Source organism: Oleiphilus sp. HI0043, assembly GCF_001634935.1.
In genome coordinates, this window is the sequence record NZ_LWEY01001212.1 from 47,338 (window position 1) to 64,358 (window position 17,021).

A 17,021-nucleotide genomic window follows, 5' to 3' on the forward strand; every position below is an offset into this window, starting at 1 on the left:
CCAAGTTTGTATTCCTGAGATTTCTTGTCACTCACTCTATATTGTCTGTTACTGCTAATCGATCACAGCGAGCGGGCTCCTTACAACAACGCAGAAATATAGCAGTAATTACTTGTCGCAGCAAATATATCAAGTAATATGACTGATTTTTAAGGCGCATCCAAAGTTCAGGGTGATCTAAGTAGAGAATAGAATGAGTGAAAAACAAGCCGCTGAAGGTGGTGAAAAGCGCAAAACAAATGACAGGCCAGCTGTCCGCATCGTAACAGTAACGGCAAAGAATGAAGGGCAGCGAGTCGATAACTTTTTGCTTTCTCAGCTTAAGGGTGTGCCAAAGTCTAAAATATATAAAGTCATTCGAAAGGGTGAGGTGCGGATTAATAAGGGGCGCTGCAAGCCTGAAACCAAATTGGCGATTGATGACCTTGTTAGAATTCCACCGATTGTTGTTGCAAGTAGCTCTAAAGGCGCTATTAGGGTGAGTGACAATCTTCTTGAGTTTATTGCCTCAGCTATTATTTATGAAGATAAGCAGCTGCTAGTAATCAACAAGCCTTCCGGTTTAGCTGTGCATGGCGGAAGTGGCGTTAATTACGGCTTAATTGAGGCGCTACGCAAGCGTTACCCGGAAACCCAGTTTCTTGAGTTGGTGCACCGCTTGGATAGGGATACATCGGGTTGTATCTTGGTTGCTAAGTCGCGGCCTGCCTTGCGAGACTTGCATGCGCAGTTTCGTAATGATGAGGTTAACAAGATTTACCATATGGCCGTTTTCGGTAAGTGGCCAAAGCATAAAAAGCGCGTTGACGCGCCCCTTAAGAAGAATGAATTAAAATCTGGTGAACGCATTGTTGTTGTACACCAGGACGGGAAGCCAAGTCAGACCTTGTTCAAGATCTTATCTAGTGCTGAGAATTTTACCTTAGTCGAAGCTAAGCCGGTGACCGGGCGAACTCATCAGATTCGTGTTCATGCCGCATTTTCCGGGCATGCAATTGTGGGGGATGATAAGTATATCCCGCGCGATTTGGTGCAGTTTAGAGGAATGGAAAAAGCTCGATTGATGCTGCATGCAAAAGAGATTCACTTTACCTTGCCTGGCGGTAGGGCGATGAGTTTTGAGGCGCCCTACGACGAAGTATATGAAGCTAATTTGAAAAAGATGGGCTTGGTGTAGTGTTATGAAGTACCCTGTATATATATTTGATTGGGACGGGACTTTAGTCGACTCTGAGCAGCATATTGTTGCGAGTCTTGAGTATGCCGCTAATAAGCTCTCCTTGCCCGATCTCGGGCATGATGCCTATAAGAATATTATTGGTTTAGGGATGGTGGAGGCTTTGCAAAGCTTGTATCCAAGCCTGTCGGATAAGGATGTTGAAAATATGCGGCAATCTTATGCGGAGTTCTTTTTTCGCCGTGAGATGACGCAGGAAAATCTGTTTGACGGCGTTATTGAGACGCTTGAGGCGCTTAAGGCGGGTGGTCTTAGTTTGGCAGTTGCTACAGGTAAGAGTCGAAATGGCTTGAATCTCGCGTTAAAGGCGACCGGGCTTGGGCACTATTTTGATATTGAGCGCTGTGCGGACGAAACACGCTCAAAACCTCACCCAATGATGCTGGAAGAGATTTGTTCATACTATGGTGTGCCTGCGAAAGAGTGCGTGATGGTTGGCGACACGGAGTATGACTTGAAGATGGCTTCAAATTTCGGGATGGATGCAATCGGTGTGAGTTATGGGGTTCATGAAGTGAGTCGCTTGTCCGTACATGAGCCAAAAGCAATAATTGATCATTTTTCAGAGCTGATAAAGCTGAATGTAAGTTAGAGGGTAGTAAATTTTGGATTCAGAGAATAATACTAAAGAGTGGAAGTTGATTGAAAAGACTGTTTCTCAGTTAGGTGTTGAGCAGCGTAAGGCTCGTCGCTGGGGTGTGTTTTTTAAGCTGCTAACATTTGCTTATCTTTTTGTCTTATTGTTTATGATGAGCGAGGGTTTATCGCCGGATAAGATAAGTGATACTGAACAATATACCGCATTGGTTAATCTGGAAGGTGTGATTGCTTCAGGCGAAGAGGCGAATGCAGACTTTTTGGTGACGGGTTTGAGAGCAGCTTTTGAAGCTGAGGGAACTCAAGCTGTTGTCTTGCGCATTAATAGTCCTGGTGGCAGCCCGGTTCAATCAGGGTATGTTTATGATGAAATTAAACGACTTCGTGGCTTATACCCTGAAACGCCACTCTATGCAGTGATCAGCGATATTGGTGCTTCAGGTGCATATTACATTGCTGCGGCTGCGGATAAGATTTACGCTGATAAGGCAAGTTTGGTTGGTTCTATCGGTGTAGTGGCTTCAGGTTTTGGTTTTGTTGATACGATGAAGAAGCTTGGCGTCGAAAGACGTTTATATACAGCGGGAGCTCATAAGGGCTTTCTAGATCCTTTTAGCGATGAAAAGGGTGATGAGGTTGAGTTTTGGGAGTCGGTGCTGAATACCACGCATCAGCAGTTTATTGCTAAAGTGAAAGAAGGGCGTGGAGAGCGGTTGAAGGTTGATGAAGAGATCTTTAGTGGTCTGATCTGGAGTGGTGAGCAGGCCTTGGAAAAAGGTTTGGTTGATGGTTTGGGTAGTGCAGGTTATGTTGCAAGAGAAGTGGTTGGAGCTGAGGAAATTATTGATTTTACGCCGCAGCCAGACCCCTTTGAGCGCTTCACGAAAACGCTGGGTATTGCGGCAGGGAGTGCTGTAGGTAAACTTTTAACGACTAGCCCACTGACTATTCAGTAGTATGGTTTAGAATGACTAAAGGCGAGCATTAGCTCGCCTTTTTTTGTGCCTGGGAAATTCTAGCTATTCCAGAATAGTGTATTTCTTTCAGGTCGGGAAAGCTAAGTCGCTGGTCTATAACAGTATTGCTGCGTATAAATGAAGCTGAGTAGAGTTATGTACGTGGTTATCCCGGTGCCATTTTGATTTGGTCGTTGTAGGTTTGTAGCTAAATTGCAGGCATAAAAAAAGCGATCCGAAGATCGCTTTTTTGAAGGCTAGCTAAAGATTACTTAGCTGCTTTCTTTGCACGCTCTTCTTCCATTACTTTTTCAGCAACAGAGTTAGGGCATTGTGCGTAGTGATCAAATTCCATAGAGAACTGACCACGACCAGAGGTCATTGTACGTAGTGAGCCGATGTAACCAAACATTTCTGAAAGTGGTACATTTGCTTTGATGCGCACGCCAGAAGCGCCTGCATCCTGACCTTCGATCATGCCACGACGACGGTTCAAATCACCAATTACGTCACCAACGTGATCTTCAGGCGTAAATACGTCAACCTTCATGATTGGCTCAAGAAGCTTAGGTTGTGCCTTTGGAATTGACTGACGGAAAGCGCCTTTTGCAGCAATTTCAAATGCAACAGCAGAGGAGTCAACCGCGTGGAAACCACCGTCGAACAGCTCAACCTCAACATCTAGTACTGGGAAGCCAGCAAGAACACCGGTCTCCATCATGCTTTGGAAGCCTTTCTCGATAGCTGGGAAGAATTCCTTAGGTACGTTACCACCTACAACTGTAGATGAGAATGTGAAACCAGAATTCTGCTCACCTGGCTTGATACGGTAATCGATCTTACCGAACTGACCAGAACCACCAGACTGCTTCTTGTGCGTATATGAATCTTCAACTTCAGCCGTGATTGTTTCACGGTATGCAACCTGAGGTTCACCAACTTCTAGCTCAACGCCATAAGTACGGTTCAGGATGTCTACTTTGATGTCTAGGTGAAGCTCACCCATTCCGCGTAGAATTGTTTCACCTGAGTCTTCGTCAGTGTGAACCTGGAATGTTGGATCTTCTGCAACCATCTTACCGATCGCGATACCCATTTTCTCAGAACCGCCTTTGTCTTTAGGCTTAACAGCAATCGAGATTACTGGCTCAGGGAAGACCATCGCTTCAAGTGTACATTCGTGCTTGGGATCACAAAGTGTGTGACCTGTTTGAACGTTTTTCATGCCGACGATTGCAAGGATGTCACCAGCTTGAGCTGAATCTAGCTCGTTACGATCTTCAGCTTCCATCTCACACATACGGCCGATACGCTCAGTCTTACCTGTGAAGGAGTTAAGTACTGTGTCGCCTTTGTTCAGCTTACCTGAATAAACTCGGATAAAGGTAAGTGCGCCGAAACGGTCATCCATGATCTTAAATGCAAGTGCGCGGAATGGCTCGTCAACAGCAACTGTAGCAACTTCGCCAGTTGGCTCGCCCACTTCATCAGTCAATGGCTGAGGAATAACTTCTGTGGGTGAAGGCAAGTAGTCAACAACAGCATCAAGAATTAACTGGATACCTTTGTTCTTAAATGCAGAGCCACAGTAAGTAGGGAAGAATGTCAGGTCATTAGTACCTTTACGAATACAGGCTTTGATCTGTTCCGTAGTTGGCATTTCGCCTTCCATGTACGCCATCATGATGTCGTCATCAACCTCAACAGCTGTTTCAATCAACTGCTCGTGATACATGTCTACATCGTCAACCATATCGGCTGGAACGTCTTCTACTTTGAAGTTTTCAGGTAGGCCTGTGTCATCCCAAACATAAGCTTTCTTAGAAAGAATATCGACAACACCAACAAAGTCATCTTCGGTTCCGATTGGAAGAGTCATAACTAGCGGCTTAGCGCCTAGTACGTTCTCTACCTGGTCAACAACTTTCAAGAAGTCAGCACCTAGACGGTCAAGCTTGTTTACGAAGATGATACGAGCAACGCCAGACTCATCTGCATAACGCCAGTTTGTTTCTGATTGAGGTTCAACACCACCAGAACCACAGAATACACCGATACCACCATCAAGAACTTTCAAAGAACGATATACTTCTACTGTGAAGTCAACGTGTCCAGGAGTATCTATGATGTTCATGCGGTGATCATCCCAGAAGGTTGTGATCGCTGCAGACTGGATAGTAATACCACGCTCAGCTTCCTGCTCCATAAAGTCAGTTGTAGATTCACCATCGTGAACCTCACCAGTCTTATGGATCTTACCAGTTAGCTTTAGAATACGTTCTGTAGTGGTTGTTTTACCAGCATCAACGTGAGCGAAGATGCCTATATTTCTGTATTTGGATAGATCTGTCATTATTCTACTCAATAAGTTCAGGGCGGAAAAAAATTTGCGGTAGTATACAGGATTTTTTTCGAAAGTTTGAAAAAAAACGTAACATTTTATGCCTGGGCAAAAAATAGTCGTATTTAATTTATTTAGGCAGCTATTTTTTCTGCCATGGGCTGTTACATAAGTCGATATAAAGCGCTTCAACTTTGCTACGAGCCCAAGGGGTTTTTCTTAGGAATTTTAAGCTGGACTTAATGCTCGGGTCGTATTGAAAGCAACGAACAGGAATTCTATTGCCTAGTTCTTCCCAGCCGAAATGAGATTCAAGCTTTATAAGAATCTTTTCTAAAGTCATTCCATGAAGAGGGTCGTGGGACTGGTCATGCACCTTGTGTGTCTCGCTATATTATTCGCCGGTTTTAATCAGGTAGATACCATCACTCTCTATACGGATCTGCCGTTGTTTATAAAGTGTGCCTATTGCGGTCTTGAATGCTTTTTTACTGATTGAAAATGCATCGTATATTTCCTCTGGCTTACTCTTGTCAGAAAGAGGCAGGTAGCCTTCACTTTTTTCTAACCTGTCGAGCACTCTCTCGGCTAAATTTTCTATTTTCTTAAATCCGGGAGCATGAAGCGACAGGTCTACTTTACCGTCATTTCTAACTTGCTTGATAAAGCCTTTAACTTTTTGGCCAATCTTGAGGGGGCGGACGACATCACTAAAAAATAAAAGGCCCCAATATTGGTTGTCAATAACGGCACTGTAGCCTAAGTCCGTTGTAGCAGAGATTGCTAAGTCTACTTTTTGGCCTTGTTTATAATCGTTAGGGAGGCGACCAATATACTTGTTGAGTTTTGTTGACGCGGCAATGCGGTGAGTTTCTTCATCAGTGTATATGTATACAAGGTAAGACTTTCCAACTTCCATTGTCATATGTTGTTGGTTATAAGGTACCAGCAAATCCTTTGGTAGCCCCCAGTCTAAAAAAGCGCCGATATTATTTACATCCGTTACTTCTAAAAACGCGACTTCGCCCACTTGCGCCCGTGGTGTTTGGGTCGTGGCGATAAAGCGATCTTTGGAGTCAAGGTAGACGAAAACATTAAGCGGATCACCAACTTCACAATCTTCAGGCACATAGCGTTTTGGCAGAAGTATTTCACCAAGCCAGCCGCCTTGTAGGTAGGCGCCCTGAGGCTCGAATTTGATAACTTCTAATAAATTATTGCGACCGATTTTTGCCAAAGTATACGTACCTGTTCAGACAGATTTGAGGGAGTAATTTTCGCAGAGTGTACATCTCTTTTACGTCAATCACTAGGTATATTCCTAAAACTATATTAGTATTGTCTAATATAGTTAAGGTTTAATTGATGATGTGAGCTAAAAGAGGAAGGTTAAGTGAACAATAACGAGCCCTTGGTAATCGATTACTTTAGTGATGTTCTGTGTATCTGGGCGTGGATTGCCCAAAGACGAATTGAGGAAATGAAAGAAGAGTGGGGGGAGCAGGTTTTGCTGCGCCGACACTATATTAACCTCTTCGGCGATACGAAAACGCGAATGGCAAAACAATGGGGGGAGCGCGGTGGCTACGAAGGCTTCGGTCGTCATGTGCAAGATGCTGCGGCTCCTTATGATAATGCGCCGGTTAACCCGGAAATCTGGAAGACTGTGCGGCCAAAATCCTCTTTGAATGCGCACTTAGTCCTCAAGGCTTGTGAGCTAGCGTATAGCCCTCAGCGCTCTGCTGATTTAATGCTGTTAGTGCAAAAAAGTTTTTTTGTCGATAATCTGGATGTGGGCTTGCTTGATAATGTGCTCTTGCTGGCTAAGCAAAGTGGTATGGATAGCGATGCATTAAAAACCTTGATTGATGAAGGTGATGCGGCAGCACTATTGATGAGCGACTATCAGAAAGCAGCAGAACTGAATATTAAAGGCAGTCCTTCATGGATTATGAATAATGGTCGACAAGAACTCTTTGGAAACGTTGGTTACCGAATATTACGAGCCAATATTAAAGAGGTCTTGTCGAAACCGGGCTATGAAGCGAGCTGGTGCTAGTCTACGTCGGTGCCGGCTTCACCTTCTCCGATCACTTCTTTTTCTTTTAGGGCTGCTTCGTACCAATGCTTCATTGAAGGTAGGGTAAGCAAGCGGTCGATATAAGCTCTGCTGGTATCCGATACTTCAATTTGATAAGTCGCAAAACGGGAAGCAACCGGAGCAAACATGCAGTCGGCAATGGAGAACTCTCCAAACAACCAATCGCCATCATGGCGGTTGAGCGCATCTTGCCACATGCCGTCGATGCGTTGAATATCCTTAATGCAGTCCTCATGGAGGTTGACTTTACGAGTAGCCCGGCAGTTCATAGGCAGGGCGCTTCTTAAGGCTGGAAAACCTGAGTGCATTTCAGCGCAGTAGGCTCGGGCAGTGGCTCTGTCACTTGGGTCTTCAGGCCAGCCTTTACCTTTAAGATATTGCTCGGAAACATACTCACAAATTGCCAATGAGTCCCAGACTGTAAGGTCCTTACCTTCCTTGTCATCAATCAGTACAGGAACTTTGAAGGTGGGGGAGTAATCCGCGAGGCGCTGATGGGTATTTTCTTCAAAAAGGAATACTTTAATTTCGTCGAACGGGATGTCAAAGTGAGTCAGTAATAGCCAGGGCCGAAGTGACCATGATGAATAATTCTGATTACCAATAACTAGTTCCATATCTGTCTTCCTATTTTTAGTGTTTATCCGCCTGAACGTTTTACTTTGTAGCCTTGCTCAGTAAGAATCTTCAATAGCAGTTCACGGTGATCGCCTTGGATTTCGATATTTCCATCCTTCACTGCACCACCGACACCACATTTCTTTTTGAGCTCTTTGGCGAGACCTTTTAGCTCGTTGTTTTTTAGCAGTATTCCACTTAAGACGGTCACACCTTTGCCTTTTCGGCCTTTCGTGTCGAGGCTTACACGTACGATGCCGTCTCCCTCTGGAGTTTGGTCTGCAGAGCAAGTGCATTCGTCAATGGCTTGTTCACACTCTGGACAAGTTCGCCCTGTTTCGGTGGAGTAGACAAGTCGATTGTTTCTAGGCATTGCTTTTGCTCTCTTTGAGTTCCATATGTGAAGAATGTTTTAAATTACTTTTATTGAGGTGGCGCACCCAATACAGTGCACCCGTGCCAACTATTATATTAGCAAGGCTTGTGGCCAGATATATACCCGCGAGATCAAAAAAATTACCAAGCGCTAATGCCAAGGGAATAAAAATTACGATTAAGCGTAGAAGTGACATGACCAAAGAGGGCATTGGTCTGCCGATACCGTTAGCTGCTGACGAGCTCAGCATAATGATGCCAAGAAATAGATAGCTGATAGGCACTAAGTATAAGTAGAGGGTGGAGGACTCAATAACTGATTCGTCTGCCGAAAACAACCCGGTTAGAGGCTTGGCAAATAGCCATAAACAAACGCTTGCCCCCAGTCCCCAAAGTGCAACGAACTTGAAGCTCATCTTAAGTGCTTCGAAAACCCGGTCATGTTTTTCTGCGCCCCAATTTTGGCCAACAAAAGGGCCCATAATGGAGGTTAGCCCCATAATTACGACAAGAAAGATTGCTTCAATACGTGACGCAACACCAAAACCGGCAACAGACTCGGGGCTGAATCGGGCTACAAGCCAGGTTGTTATCGCGATTGAAAGTGGTGCAATTAGATTTGTTCCTACAGCGGGAACAGCTATTTTGAGGATTGCCTGCCAGCTTTGTAATACCCGGCCATAGCAGCTCTTAAGGCTCAAGAAGTCGAACTTCTTTATCAATACATACAAACCAATTACCAGGGCAATCGAATACGCACAAACGGTTGATATGGCAGCGCCAGCTAGCCCAAGTTTAGGGAAACCAAGCAAGCCGAAAATTAGAATGGGGTCTAATATCATATTCACTATTGCAACGCTTATCATAACCATGCTGGGTAGTTTTGTATTGCCGGCAGCGCGAATAGCCGAATTACCGACCATCGGTATAACCACTACAAAGCTGGCTAGAAACCAAATATCCATAAACTCATGTATGAGCTCAAACAAGTCCTGCGGTGCGCCAAGTAGGGTGAAGATCGGATCCATAAAATGGTAGCCAAGTACGGCAAAGCAGATGGCTACGATCAGGGCGATTAATATCGCTTGTGTGCAGTATGCTTGCACTAAGGTATGTTGTTGAGCCCCAATTGCACGAGCGATAACGGAAGAAGTTCCAATGCCAATGCCAAATGCCAGACTTAATAGGATAGAGATAATTGGAATGGTAAAACTCATTGCGGTGAGTTCGCGAGTGCCGAGTTGTCCGACATAATAGGTGTCTACAATGTTCATCGACATGATGGCCAAGATGCCGCCAATCATAGGAACCGTCATTTTGTAGAGCTGCTGGCTGATATTGCCTTCGGTAAGGTTGCGTTTTCTCAAAATATTAACGAATAGTTATACTTCAGTGTCGTAGGCTAGAGGATGAATAGAATCTTTAGGGGACTATATCACGAACTTCGATGAAAAGAGTGCTTAAAGGGAGGGGAGATCAGGGCGCGTCTTTTTGCTGTTCATTGGGTTTGCCCTCAGCTGGCGTTTCATCGGAGTTTTGTTTTGCATCACTATCATCGCTTGGTGCTTGCGTTTTGTGCTTATGTACCTGGCTCATTTTGGATCTGAGCACTTCCATCTGTTCCTCTTGAGTCTCAATCATTTCTTGTAAAGCATCTTCCTGCTCAGCGATAAAGTGAAGAGACATATTGAATGCTTGTTTAGTAAACTCAAGAACGCGTTCGTAGCCTTCATCCGATAGCTGTCTCGCTTGGTCTTGAGAACGGTAAATATTGATGAACTGTCGCTCTCTTTCATAATGAAGAGGAAGGCGTCCGGCACCCCAGTCATTCAAGATTTTCCATGTGTCTGGTGCGTAGGTTCTACTGTATTTGAGAATGAAAGGAATAGGGTCGTTTCTGGCAAGAAGGGCGGCCAGGCGGAGTATTAGTTCGAAAGAGAGAGTGGCTGTGCCATTCTCTACAGCTTCGATAACGGACTTATCTTTCAGGTTTACAGCTTCGCTAAGCTCACTAACTGTCAGGCCGGCAACCTCGCGAAGGTCTTTAAGGGACTGACCGGCAGATACCATAAGTTTTAATTGGTCCTGCGACTGAATGATGGCCTTGCCGACTTTATAGGACGTGCCGCCAGTTTTCTTAGCGAACTTGAAGGCGCTCGTGGTTGCACCTGAAACACGCCCTAAAAAGTTACTGATAGACTCTTCAGACACCCAAGGTTCAGTTTTTTCACTCTTGGAGCGAGAGTTTGCAGACTTTTTTTCATCTGACTTGGGCTTTTCAGAGTTTTTCTCGCTCATATGTCGTGCCACGCTATATCAGTGTCGAGTGTTACCGAATCAAGCTCTATTGCTAAAGAGCATTGGCTAAGGCATTCGCGCTAACTTGCTGTAAAGAAATAAAGTCTAATAAGACTTCAGCACTTTCCTCAACGATAAAGTCTGGTTCTTGTGCTTTGTCTGTTTCAATAGGCTTTTCATCTTCGCTGTCACGCCAGGCCTGAAGAGATTCAAATTCTGGCTTTTGTTCAAGTCGGCGGCGCTTGTTAAGTAAGTCCAAGCGTGCCTTGTCGAAGGCTTCGTCTTCGGTTTTTCGTTTTTGTTCGTTAATCGTTACTTTTTCTATACCGCGCTGAGATTCTAGTAATTCTATTTCTTCTAACAAAAGTACGTATTCAGGATGTTGTGTAATACGTGTGATATGGCTCTCGGCTAGTTTTTGGCTAAGCGGGCTCAAGGCGCCCACCTTGCTAAATTTGGCTGAAGCAATGGAGTCCCACTCAAGTGCGTGATCCAGGGCATCTTCACCTACTTTCGAAGTATCAATGGTGTCAGGTAAAATAATATCCGGGACAACGCCTTTGTGCTGGGTGCTAGCGCCAGAGATTCTATAAAACTTGGCTTGTGTTATTTTTAACTGGCCATGGTTAAGTGGGCGAACTGCTTGTACAGTCCCTTTGCCGAATGTTGGTGTACCCATTACGATACCGCGACCATAATCCTGAATTGCGCCAGCAAAGATTTCAGAGGCAGAGGCGCTTAGTCTATCTACCAAGACAATGAGCGGACCGTCGTACATCAGTTTAGGATCGGGATCATCCAATACCTCAATGCGGTGATTGGCTCCTCTGATTTGCACGGTAGGGCCTTCATGTATAAATAGTCCGGTTAGTTGATTAGCCTCATCGAGAGAGCCGCCACCGTTCCCGCGTAAATCAATCACAAGTCCGTCTAAAGCTTGTTCTGCCTGCATTTCTTTTAGTAATTTGAGCGTGTCTCGTGTCGTGCTCTTATAGTTTGGGTCACCTTCTTGCATGGCTTTGAAGTCAGCGTAGAAAGTTGGGATATCAATAACGCCAATTCGATGATTTTTTCCGTCGCGCTCTATATCAAGTACTGAACTGGCAGCCGCTTGTTCCTCGAGCTTAACTTTGTCGCGAACGATTTTAATTTCTATTGTGTCAGTATCTAGTTTGGCAGTATGCGGTATGACTTTGAGTCTGACTTTAGAATGCTTGGGGCCTCTAATGAGCTCAACGACTTCATCAAGTCGCCAGCCAATTACCTCAACCATATCGCCTTTCTCTCCTTGGGCAACACCAACAATACGGTCAGCAGAGTGAAGTTTGCCTTGTTTCTGTGCTGGCCCGCCAGCAACTAGACGGACCACTTTAGTAAATTCATTATCTGCTTGTAGTACGGCGCCGATACCTTCTAAGGATAAGCTCATATTAATGTTGAAATTTTCTGAAGAGCGTGGTGAAAAATAGGTGGTATGAGGATCGTATAGGGTAGTGAAGGCATTCATGTAGGCAGAAAATGCATCTTCACTTCTTACTTGTAGAGTTCGCTTTAGCTGGTTTTGATAACGCTTTAGTAAGGACTCTTTAATTTCTTCGTTGGTTTTACCGTCTAGTTTTTGAGACAGGGCCGTATTTTTAGTTCGCTTGCGCCAGATATTATCCAGCTCTGTTTCACTTGTTGCCCAGTCTACTTCTGAACGGTCAGTTAAAATATATTCGTCTTTAGTAAAGTCTAAGGTGTTCAGCTTGGTATTGAGAAATTCAATTTGTTTATTGAGGCGAGTGATTACTCGCGTCTGGTAGCGGTTATAAATTCTGAATGCAGGGTCTAACTGACCAGTTTTTAAGGCACTATCTAAGCGAAAGCGGTAAATCTCGAACTCTGTAATATCTTCGCTAAGAAAATAAATTCGAGAGGGATCGAGTGAATCAAGGTAGTTTTCGTAAACCTTCTCAGAAAGTGTTTTATCGATGTGCTGCTTGCGGTAATGATTTAGCGATAATGAGCGAGCAACATACAGGCTTGCTTCTTGTTGGGCTCTTGTTGGAGCGAGTTCTTCAGTAAATTCTGCTTTGCTTTCTTTAGCGTAAACAGAAAGGGAAAGCGAGCTGATTAGAACGCTAAGTAGAAGGGTGTAAATATTTCGCTTCGTTATCATCATAAGAATAATTTTGCCAATAAATGAGCATATAAAATATACGGTTACTTCCGATTGTATGTGATCAGCGCAGGCCTAGCCAGCCAAGATGCGATTAATTATTGTTAATTGGGTTGTGATTGGGTAACTAAATGAAAACAGGCTTTCTACCGCTTTTTGATCGCCATTTTGAAACTGGCTCTGTTGTTAATTGTTTTAGATGCTAGACTCTATCTTTAGATGCTTTAATGGCTGGGACGATCTACATGAGTGTAAATCGATCTAAACATAAAAATTGTTGCTGATAGTACGAGGTATATTAATGTCACTTCTTGATAATATTCAGAATTACTACGAATCCTTGGTAATTGAAACACTGGCTAAAGAGGTAGAAGGGCAGGATTTTGATGAGGATGTTCTCACCGATGTGCTTTGTATAGCCTTAAACCATTTGCCACCACGATACATTCGCCATGAAGTGGATATGTTTTTCTACACCTCACCCACTGAAAGTCATGAGGTTGAAGACAAGGCACGCAAAGCGGTAATCGACGCTTTGGAATATGTGAAGAAAAGTGATCGATACGAAAAGTAGCCGTTTAGAATAAACGTTACAATCTCATCGTGATGAAGCCAGCTTTCTATATTAGTTAGCTGGTTTTTTAATTTATGGCTTGAGACAAGTTCTTGGTTTGTCACTTTACTGCTCTCTGTTATGATAGCGCGTCCTTAAAACGCTTCGGTACTACTTGTCCTTATGAGCCTTAAAAAAACCTACAAAGTTATTTTTTATAATAATGAAGATATCTACGAGATTTACGCTTCTCATGTATATCCCTCGGAACTATACGGCTTCATTGAGGTGGAGCAGCTTCTTTTTGGTGAAAAGAGTCAATTGCTTGTAGATCCTAGTGAGGAGCGTTTGAAGAACGAGTTTACTGGTGTTAAACGAACTTATATTCCAATGAATGCGATCGTCAGAATTGATGAGGTTGAGCAAGAAGGCACGCCCAAGATCTCTGGAAGCCGCAGTTCTGTTGCCAGTTTTCCTTCGGGTGGGCGACCAGACAAGTCGTAGATCCTTCTGCCCGCGTTACTTATTATCAGAATAAAAAGCCAGGAGAATGACCATGTTATTTATTAGTCCATTATATGCTTCATTGTTAGTGATCCTTATCGTGTTTCTAGCTTATCGGGTGACAACCTTTCGTAGAGATGAGGGAATATCCATTGGTGATGATACTGGCTCAAAAGCAATGAAGAGCGCTGTGCGAGCGCATGCTAATGCAGTAGAGAATATACCTGTAGGGATTGCTTTACTGCTAATGCTCGAGTTAAACCACTTAACACCCTGGCTTATACATGTGTTCGGACTGACGCTACTATTGTCTCGTATTGCACATGCTTATGGCTTATCGAAGAAGAATGGTCCGACTAAAGGTCGTTTTTACGGTACTTTGTTTACATGGTTGTGCTTGCTGGCAATGGCCGTTGTTAATATTCTAATTTTAGTCACTCGATAAGACATGACACCAGAACGTTACCAAAAACTAAAGCGCACGTTAGACCTCAGACAGCCAGATTTAACGCTACTGACAGAACAGATTCATAAGCCGAGAAACATTGCTGCACTGGTTCGAACCAGCGATGCGGTCGGTATCCAAGAACTAAATATGGTATGGCCCTGGGATAAGCATCGCCCTTATAGTGGTACGGCAATGGGCAGTGATCGTTGGGTGGATATTGTTCGACATGAGTCAATGCCAGAGGCGATTGATACCCTGCATGAAAAGGACTATAAGGTTTATGCTGCGCATCTGTCTGATAGCGCAATTGATTATAGGGATGTTGACTATACTAAGCCTTGCGCGATTCTATTAGGTAATGAAAAGAAGGGCGTCAGTGATATCGCAGCGGCCAAGGTGGATCAGCATATTGTGATTCCGATGCTTGGTATGGTGGAGTCATTTAACGTATCGGTTGCCGCAGCCATTATTCTCGCTGAAGCGCAAAGGCAGCGGTCCTTGGCTGGGTCTTATGATCAGGTTCGTTTAGATGGTAAAACCTATCAGGAAACTTTCTTTCGCTGGGCGCACCCTAAAGTCGCTAGCTATTGCCACCAGAACAAACTTCCATATCCCGAAGTTAGTGAAGAGGACGGTGAGATAATAAACCCCTCACAATGGTATGCGAGTATCAGAGCTAAGCGTGATTCTGCTTCAGAATAAACTTTGAGCGATAAAAGCTCACTAGAACAAGACTCTCTCCTATGTTGAAAGCTATCTTTAGCCTTGCTGGCCCATTGGTAATAGGGCAAATCTCATTTGCTTTAATGGGTTTGATCGATACGCTATTGATGGGGCGTTTAGGGGTTGATGTGCTTGCTGGTGGTGGTTTGGGCGCAGTTGTATATCAATTCTTTTACATCGTTGGTATTGGTGCTTTAGTCGCTACGGCTAATATGGTTGCTTTTGCTAAGGGCAGTGGTAATCAAAGTGAAATCCACCGTGCAGTCTTGTCTGGTAGCTTATTGGTGGTGATTCTTTTTGTCGTCTTTGCTTTTGGCTTGGTTAATATCTCGCCTGTCTTACTTTTCTTTGGCCAGCTGTCTGAGCTGGTTTTTTTTGCTCAATCATATTTAGATCTTGTTTTATGGGCATTGTTGCCAGCATTTGGTTTTATCTTGATGCGCAGTTTGGTTGTTGGCTTAGGTAATTCAAGGCTTATTCTTCCTATTAGCCTAATAGCAGCCGTTTCAAATTACCCGGTTAGTCTGGTGTTGATGGAAGGCTATTTGGGTTTTCCAAAAATGGGCCTGGAAGGCATAGCCTTAGGAACCTGTATTATTTCCTGGGCGATGTTTCTGGGATTGGTGTTTTTGAGTTATCGACGCGATGAATTTAAGGGATTTCCTTTTTGGAAGGGCTGGCAAAACTTTTCTCTTTCGCAATTTCTTGAAACGCTAAGGCTTGGATTACCTATCGCTTTGGCCCATGCAATGGAGGTGGGAATGTTTTCGGCTGCAGCAATCATGATTGGGTGGTTGGGGGCGACAGCTCTGGCTGCTCATCATGTTGCGCTTCAGGCAGCTACCTTAAGTTTTATGGTGCCACTGGGGATCTCCCAAGCGGTTTCAGTTAAGGTGGGGGAGTTATACGGGCAGAATGCTGTTGGGCAGGTTCCACAAGCTGTGGGTTCAGGTTTTGTACTGGCACTTGTAAGCGCTTGTTTTGCTGCAATAATATTTATCTTTGCACCTGAAACTTTGGTGCAGCTGTTTGTACAAAAGGAACAGCTTCTAGCGGAGAATTACCAGGAATTTGTTCAGTTAGTGGCTTCAATTCTTCTAGTTGCTGCAATCTTTCAGGTGGTTGACGCTTGGCAGGTGATTAGTATGGGCGCCCTTAGGGGCTTTAAGCTTGGAGCTTCGCCGACATTGGCAGCGATTATTAGCTATTGGTGTGTCGGTATGCCTATTTCTTACTTCTTGCTGGAGCCCTATGGTGCGGTAGGCGTGTGGGGAGGTATGGGAGTAGGGCTGGCAGTCAGTGCGCTCGTGCTTTCAGCTTTGCTGTTTCGCGAGGTGCGACGACATAAGTCTATGCAGTCGCACTAGTTTCTGTTTCGCTGACTATTGAGGCGTTCGGCAGGAGTATTCAATGCTCCAATGAGACCAGAGGTCAATTCCCATAGCCGAGGCGTTGTAGAATAATGCGTTATCCAGCAAGCCGACCACCACATCTACTGGTGTAACCTCAGTAGTAACCTGGTTCCAGTCAAGGCCGACACAAACCTGACTTGTTTCAAGGGCATTGCTTAATTCAGCGAACTGATAAATGCTGTGGTGATACCACCTGCGGTAGCGCTTGCCTGAGCTGGCATCCAAATCGTCTTCGGATACATCTGATGAGAAGTCAAATAGAGACGGTACGGGGTCAGGCACGACTTCGCCATTTTCAAAATGGATCACTGCGCAGCCTTGGCTCATCGCTATTGTCGTCGCTAGCAGGGTGGCACTTAGTAATTTATTTAGCTGTTTCATGAATCGTCATTCTCCAGTTCACACCAGACTTTCGCAGTTCTGGGGAGGTATAAGCCTAGAGATAAGGTGGCAAATAGCACATCTGTTGCCGAGTATTTGCTTTGCATTTGTTTTACGGGTTGTTGGCGACAAATTTTGGTGACGTCAATGTGATGCTCGCCGATAAAGCCCCATAAAAAGAAATGTTTGGATTCTTCATAATGAGGGCGGTATCTGAAGTCAGAGGGGCCGCTTTCGGTAATGGTGACCGCAGCGCAGCCTCCCAAGCTAATTGCAAGAAATAAGACAAAGAGGGTAGAAATTTTGCTCATTGCGC

At 44.4% G+C, this 17,021-nt stretch carries 19 protein-coding genes; 9 read left to right on the forward strand and 10 right to left on the reverse strand.

Going from position 1 to position 17,021, the window contains the following annotated elements; genetic code table 11:
- Positions 1-193 precede the first annotated feature (193 nt).
- The 3 genes from rluC to A3729_RS14680 are packed head-to-tail and all read left to right on the forward strand — an operon-like array spanning position 194 to position 2,790.
- Positions 194-1,177 (forward strand): 23S rRNA pseudouridine(955/2504/2580) synthase RluC, encoded by a 984-nt coding sequence (gene rluC, locus A3729_RS14670; RefSeq protein ID WP_068507957.1) that lies wholly within the window; start codon positions 194-196, stop codon positions 1,175-1,177.
- A gap of 4 nt (positions 1,178-1,181) precedes the next feature.
- Positions 1,182-1,829, forward strand: a complete 648-nt coding sequence (locus A3729_RS14675; protein ID WP_068507955.1) for an HAD-IA family hydrolase — start codon at positions 1,182-1,184, stop codon at positions 1,827-1,829.
- A 13-nt stretch (positions 1,830-1,842) separates the two neighbouring features.
- Positions 1,843-2,790 (forward strand): S49 family peptidase, encoded by a 948-nt coding sequence (locus A3729_RS14680; RefSeq protein WP_231872200.1) that lies wholly within the window; start codon positions 1,843-1,845, stop codon positions 2,788-2,790.
- 268 nt (positions 2,791-3,058) lie between these two features.
- Here the strand turns inward: A3729_RS14680 and fusA are convergent, their stop codons facing one another.
- The 3 genes from fusA to A3729_RS14695 all read right to left on the reverse strand — a co-directional run bounded on the left by fusA (position 3,059) and on the right by A3729_RS14695 (position 6,368).
- On the reverse strand, positions 3,059-5,143 hold the full coding sequence (fusA, locus tag A3729_RS14685) for an elongation factor G (protein ID WP_068553036.1): 2,085 nt from the start codon (positions 5,141-5,143) through the stop codon (positions 3,059-3,061).
- Positions 5,144-5,273: 130 nt separating this feature from the next.
- The gene (locus tag A3729_RS14690) at positions 5,274-5,507 is read right to left on the reverse strand and encodes a VF530 family DNA-binding protein (RefSeq protein WP_082865102.1); all 234 of its coding nucleotides are present in this window, start codon (positions 5,505-5,507) and stop codon (positions 5,274-5,276) included.
- An 18-nt stretch (positions 5,508-5,525) separates the two neighbouring features.
- Positions 5,526-6,368 (reverse strand): S1 RNA-binding domain-containing protein, encoded by an 843-nt coding sequence (locus A3729_RS14695; protein ID WP_068507950.1) that lies wholly within the window; start codon positions 6,366-6,368, stop codon positions 5,526-5,528.
- A 156-nt stretch (positions 6,369-6,524) separates the two neighbouring features.
- Here A3729_RS14695 and A3729_RS14700 point away from each other — a divergent pair, with 156 nt between their 5' ends.
- On the forward strand, positions 6,525-7,190 hold the full coding sequence (locus A3729_RS14700; RefSeq protein ID WP_068507947.1) for a DsbA family protein: 666 nt from the start codon (positions 6,525-6,527) through the stop codon (positions 7,188-7,190).
- Here A3729_RS14700 and A3729_RS14705 read toward each other — a convergent pair.
- From A3729_RS14705 to A3729_RS14725, 5 genes are all read right to left on the reverse strand, one after another.
- Entirely contained in the window at positions 7,187-7,849 is a 663-nt protein-coding gene (locus A3729_RS14705; protein WP_068634021.1) for a glutathione S-transferase family protein, read from the reverse strand. The genes A3729_RS14700 and A3729_RS14705 overlap by 4 nt on opposite strands.
- A gap of 23 nt (positions 7,850-7,872) precedes the next feature.
- Positions 7,873-8,223, reverse strand: a complete 351-nt coding sequence (locus A3729_RS14710) for a translation initiation factor Sui1 (RefSeq protein WP_068507944.1) — start codon at positions 8,221-8,223, stop codon at positions 7,873-7,875.
- On the reverse strand, positions 8,216-9,592 hold the full coding sequence (locus A3729_RS14715; protein ID WP_082870300.1) for an MATE family efflux transporter: 1,377 nt from the start codon (positions 9,590-9,592) through the stop codon (positions 8,216-8,218). Before A3729_RS14715 ends, A3729_RS14710 begins: the two co-directional genes overlap by 8 nt.
- A gap of 109 nt (positions 9,593-9,701) precedes the next feature.
- A complete protein-coding gene (locus A3729_RS14720) occupies positions 9,702-10,523 on the reverse strand; it encodes a RodZ family helix-turn-helix domain-containing protein (protein ID WP_068507942.1) in 822 nt (273 codons plus the stop codon).
- A gap of 52 nt (positions 10,524-10,575) precedes the next feature.
- Positions 10,576-12,687, reverse strand: coding sequence for a carboxy terminal-processing peptidase (locus A3729_RS14725; RefSeq protein ID WP_068507940.1), 2,112 nt, complete (start codon positions 12,685-12,687; stop codon positions 10,576-10,578).
- A gap of 298 nt (positions 12,688-12,985) precedes the next feature.
- On the opposite strand from A3729_RS14725, the gene A3729_RS14730 reads away from it, so the two are divergent.
- The 5 genes from A3729_RS14730 (at position 12,986) to A3729_RS14750 (ending at position 16,279) form a co-directional block, all read left to right on the forward strand.
- Complete coding sequence (locus A3729_RS14730) at positions 12,986-13,258, forward strand: late competence development ComFB family protein (protein WP_068507938.1); 273 nt, start codon at positions 12,986-12,988, stop codon at positions 13,256-13,258.
- 162 nt (positions 13,259-13,420) lie between these two features.
- Positions 13,421-13,741 carry a DUF1820 family protein gene (locus tag A3729_RS14735; protein WP_068507936.1) on the forward strand — a complete coding sequence of 107 codons (321 nt, stop codon included), beginning with the start codon at positions 13,421-13,423 and terminating at the stop codon, positions 13,739-13,741.
- Positions 13,742-13,793: 52 nt separating this feature from the next.
- Positions 13,794-14,186: an MAPEG family protein gene (locus tag A3729_RS14740; RefSeq protein ID WP_068507986.1), complete on the forward strand. Its 393-nt coding sequence runs from the start codon at positions 13,794-13,796 to the stop codon at positions 14,184-14,186.
- A 3-nt stretch (positions 14,187-14,189) separates the two neighbouring features.
- Positions 14,190-14,891 carry a tRNA (guanosine(18)-2'-O)-methyltransferase TrmH gene (gene trmH / locus A3729_RS14745; RefSeq protein WP_068507934.1) on the forward strand — a complete coding sequence of 234 codons (702 nt, stop codon included), beginning with the start codon at positions 14,190-14,192 and terminating at the stop codon, positions 14,889-14,891.
- Positions 14,892-14,932: 41 nt separating this feature from the next.
- Entirely contained in the window at positions 14,933-16,279 is a 1,347-nt protein-coding gene (locus tag A3729_RS14750; protein WP_068507932.1) for an MATE family efflux transporter, read from the forward strand.
- A 15-nt stretch (positions 16,280-16,294) separates the two neighbouring features.
- On the opposite strand, the gene A3729_RS14755 is transcribed toward A3729_RS14750, so the two are convergent.
- Positions 16,295-16,705, reverse strand: a complete 411-nt coding sequence (locus A3729_RS14755; protein WP_068507930.1) for a hypothetical protein — start codon at positions 16,703-16,705, stop codon at positions 16,295-16,297.
- The gene (locus A3729_RS14760; protein WP_068507927.1) at positions 16,702-17,016 is read right to left on the reverse strand and encodes a Bor family protein; all 315 of its coding nucleotides are present in this window, start codon (positions 17,014-17,016) and stop codon (positions 16,702-16,704) included. Before A3729_RS14760 ends, A3729_RS14755 begins: the two co-directional genes overlap by 4 nt.
- Between the last annotated feature and the right edge of the window lie 5 nt (positions 17,017-17,021).

Excerpts from the sequence above, each read along its gene's own strand:
- rluC (WP_068507957.1), top strand. The coding sequence starts at position 194 with ATGAGTGAAAAACAAGCCGCTGAAGGTGGTGAAAAGCGCAAAACAAAT.
- A3729_RS14675 (WP_068507955.1), top strand. The coding sequence starts at position 1,182 with ATGAAGTACCCTGTATATATATTTGATTGGGACGGGACTTTAGTCGAC.
- fusA (WP_068553036.1), bottom strand. The coding sequence starts at position 5,143 with ATGACAGATCTATCCAAATACAGAAATATAGGCATCTTCGCTCACGTT.
- A3729_RS14705 (WP_068634021.1), bottom strand. The coding sequence starts at position 7,849 with ATGGAACTAGTTATTGGTAATCAGAATTATTCATCATGGTCACTTCGG.
- A3729_RS14710 (WP_068507944.1), bottom strand. The coding sequence starts at position 8,223 with ATGCCTAGAAACAATCGACTTGTCTACTCCACCGAAACAGGGCGAACT.
- A3729_RS14720 (WP_068507942.1), bottom strand. The coding sequence starts at position 10,523 with ATGAGCGAGAAAAACTCTGAAAAGCCCAAGTCAGATGAAAAAAAGTCT.
- A3729_RS14725 (WP_068507940.1), bottom strand. The coding sequence starts at position 12,687 with ATGATGATAACGAAGCGAAATATTTACACCCTTCTACTTAGCGTTCTA.
- A3729_RS14730 (WP_068507938.1), top strand. The coding sequence starts at position 12,986 with ATGTCACTTCTTGATAATATTCAGAATTACTACGAATCCTTGGTAATT.
- A3729_RS14735 (WP_068507936.1), top strand. The coding sequence starts at position 13,421 with ATGAGCCTTAAAAAAACCTACAAAGTTATTTTTTATAATAATGAAGAT.
- A3729_RS14740 (WP_068507986.1), top strand. The coding sequence starts at position 13,794 with ATGTTATTTATTAGTCCATTATATGCTTCATTGTTAGTGATCCTTATC.
- trmH (WP_068507934.1), top strand. The coding sequence starts at position 14,190 with ATGACACCAGAACGTTACCAAAAACTAAAGCGCACGTTAGACCTCAGA.
- A3729_RS14750 (WP_068507932.1), top strand. The coding sequence starts at position 14,933 with ATGTTGAAAGCTATCTTTAGCCTTGCTGGCCCATTGGTAATAGGGCAA.
- A3729_RS14755 (WP_068507930.1), bottom strand. The coding sequence starts at position 16,705 with ATGAAACAGCTAAATAAATTACTAAGTGCCACCCTGCTAGCGACGACA.
- A3729_RS14760 (WP_068507927.1), bottom strand. The coding sequence starts at position 17,016 with ATGAGCAAAATTTCTACCCTCTTTGTCTTATTTCTTGCAATTAGCTTG.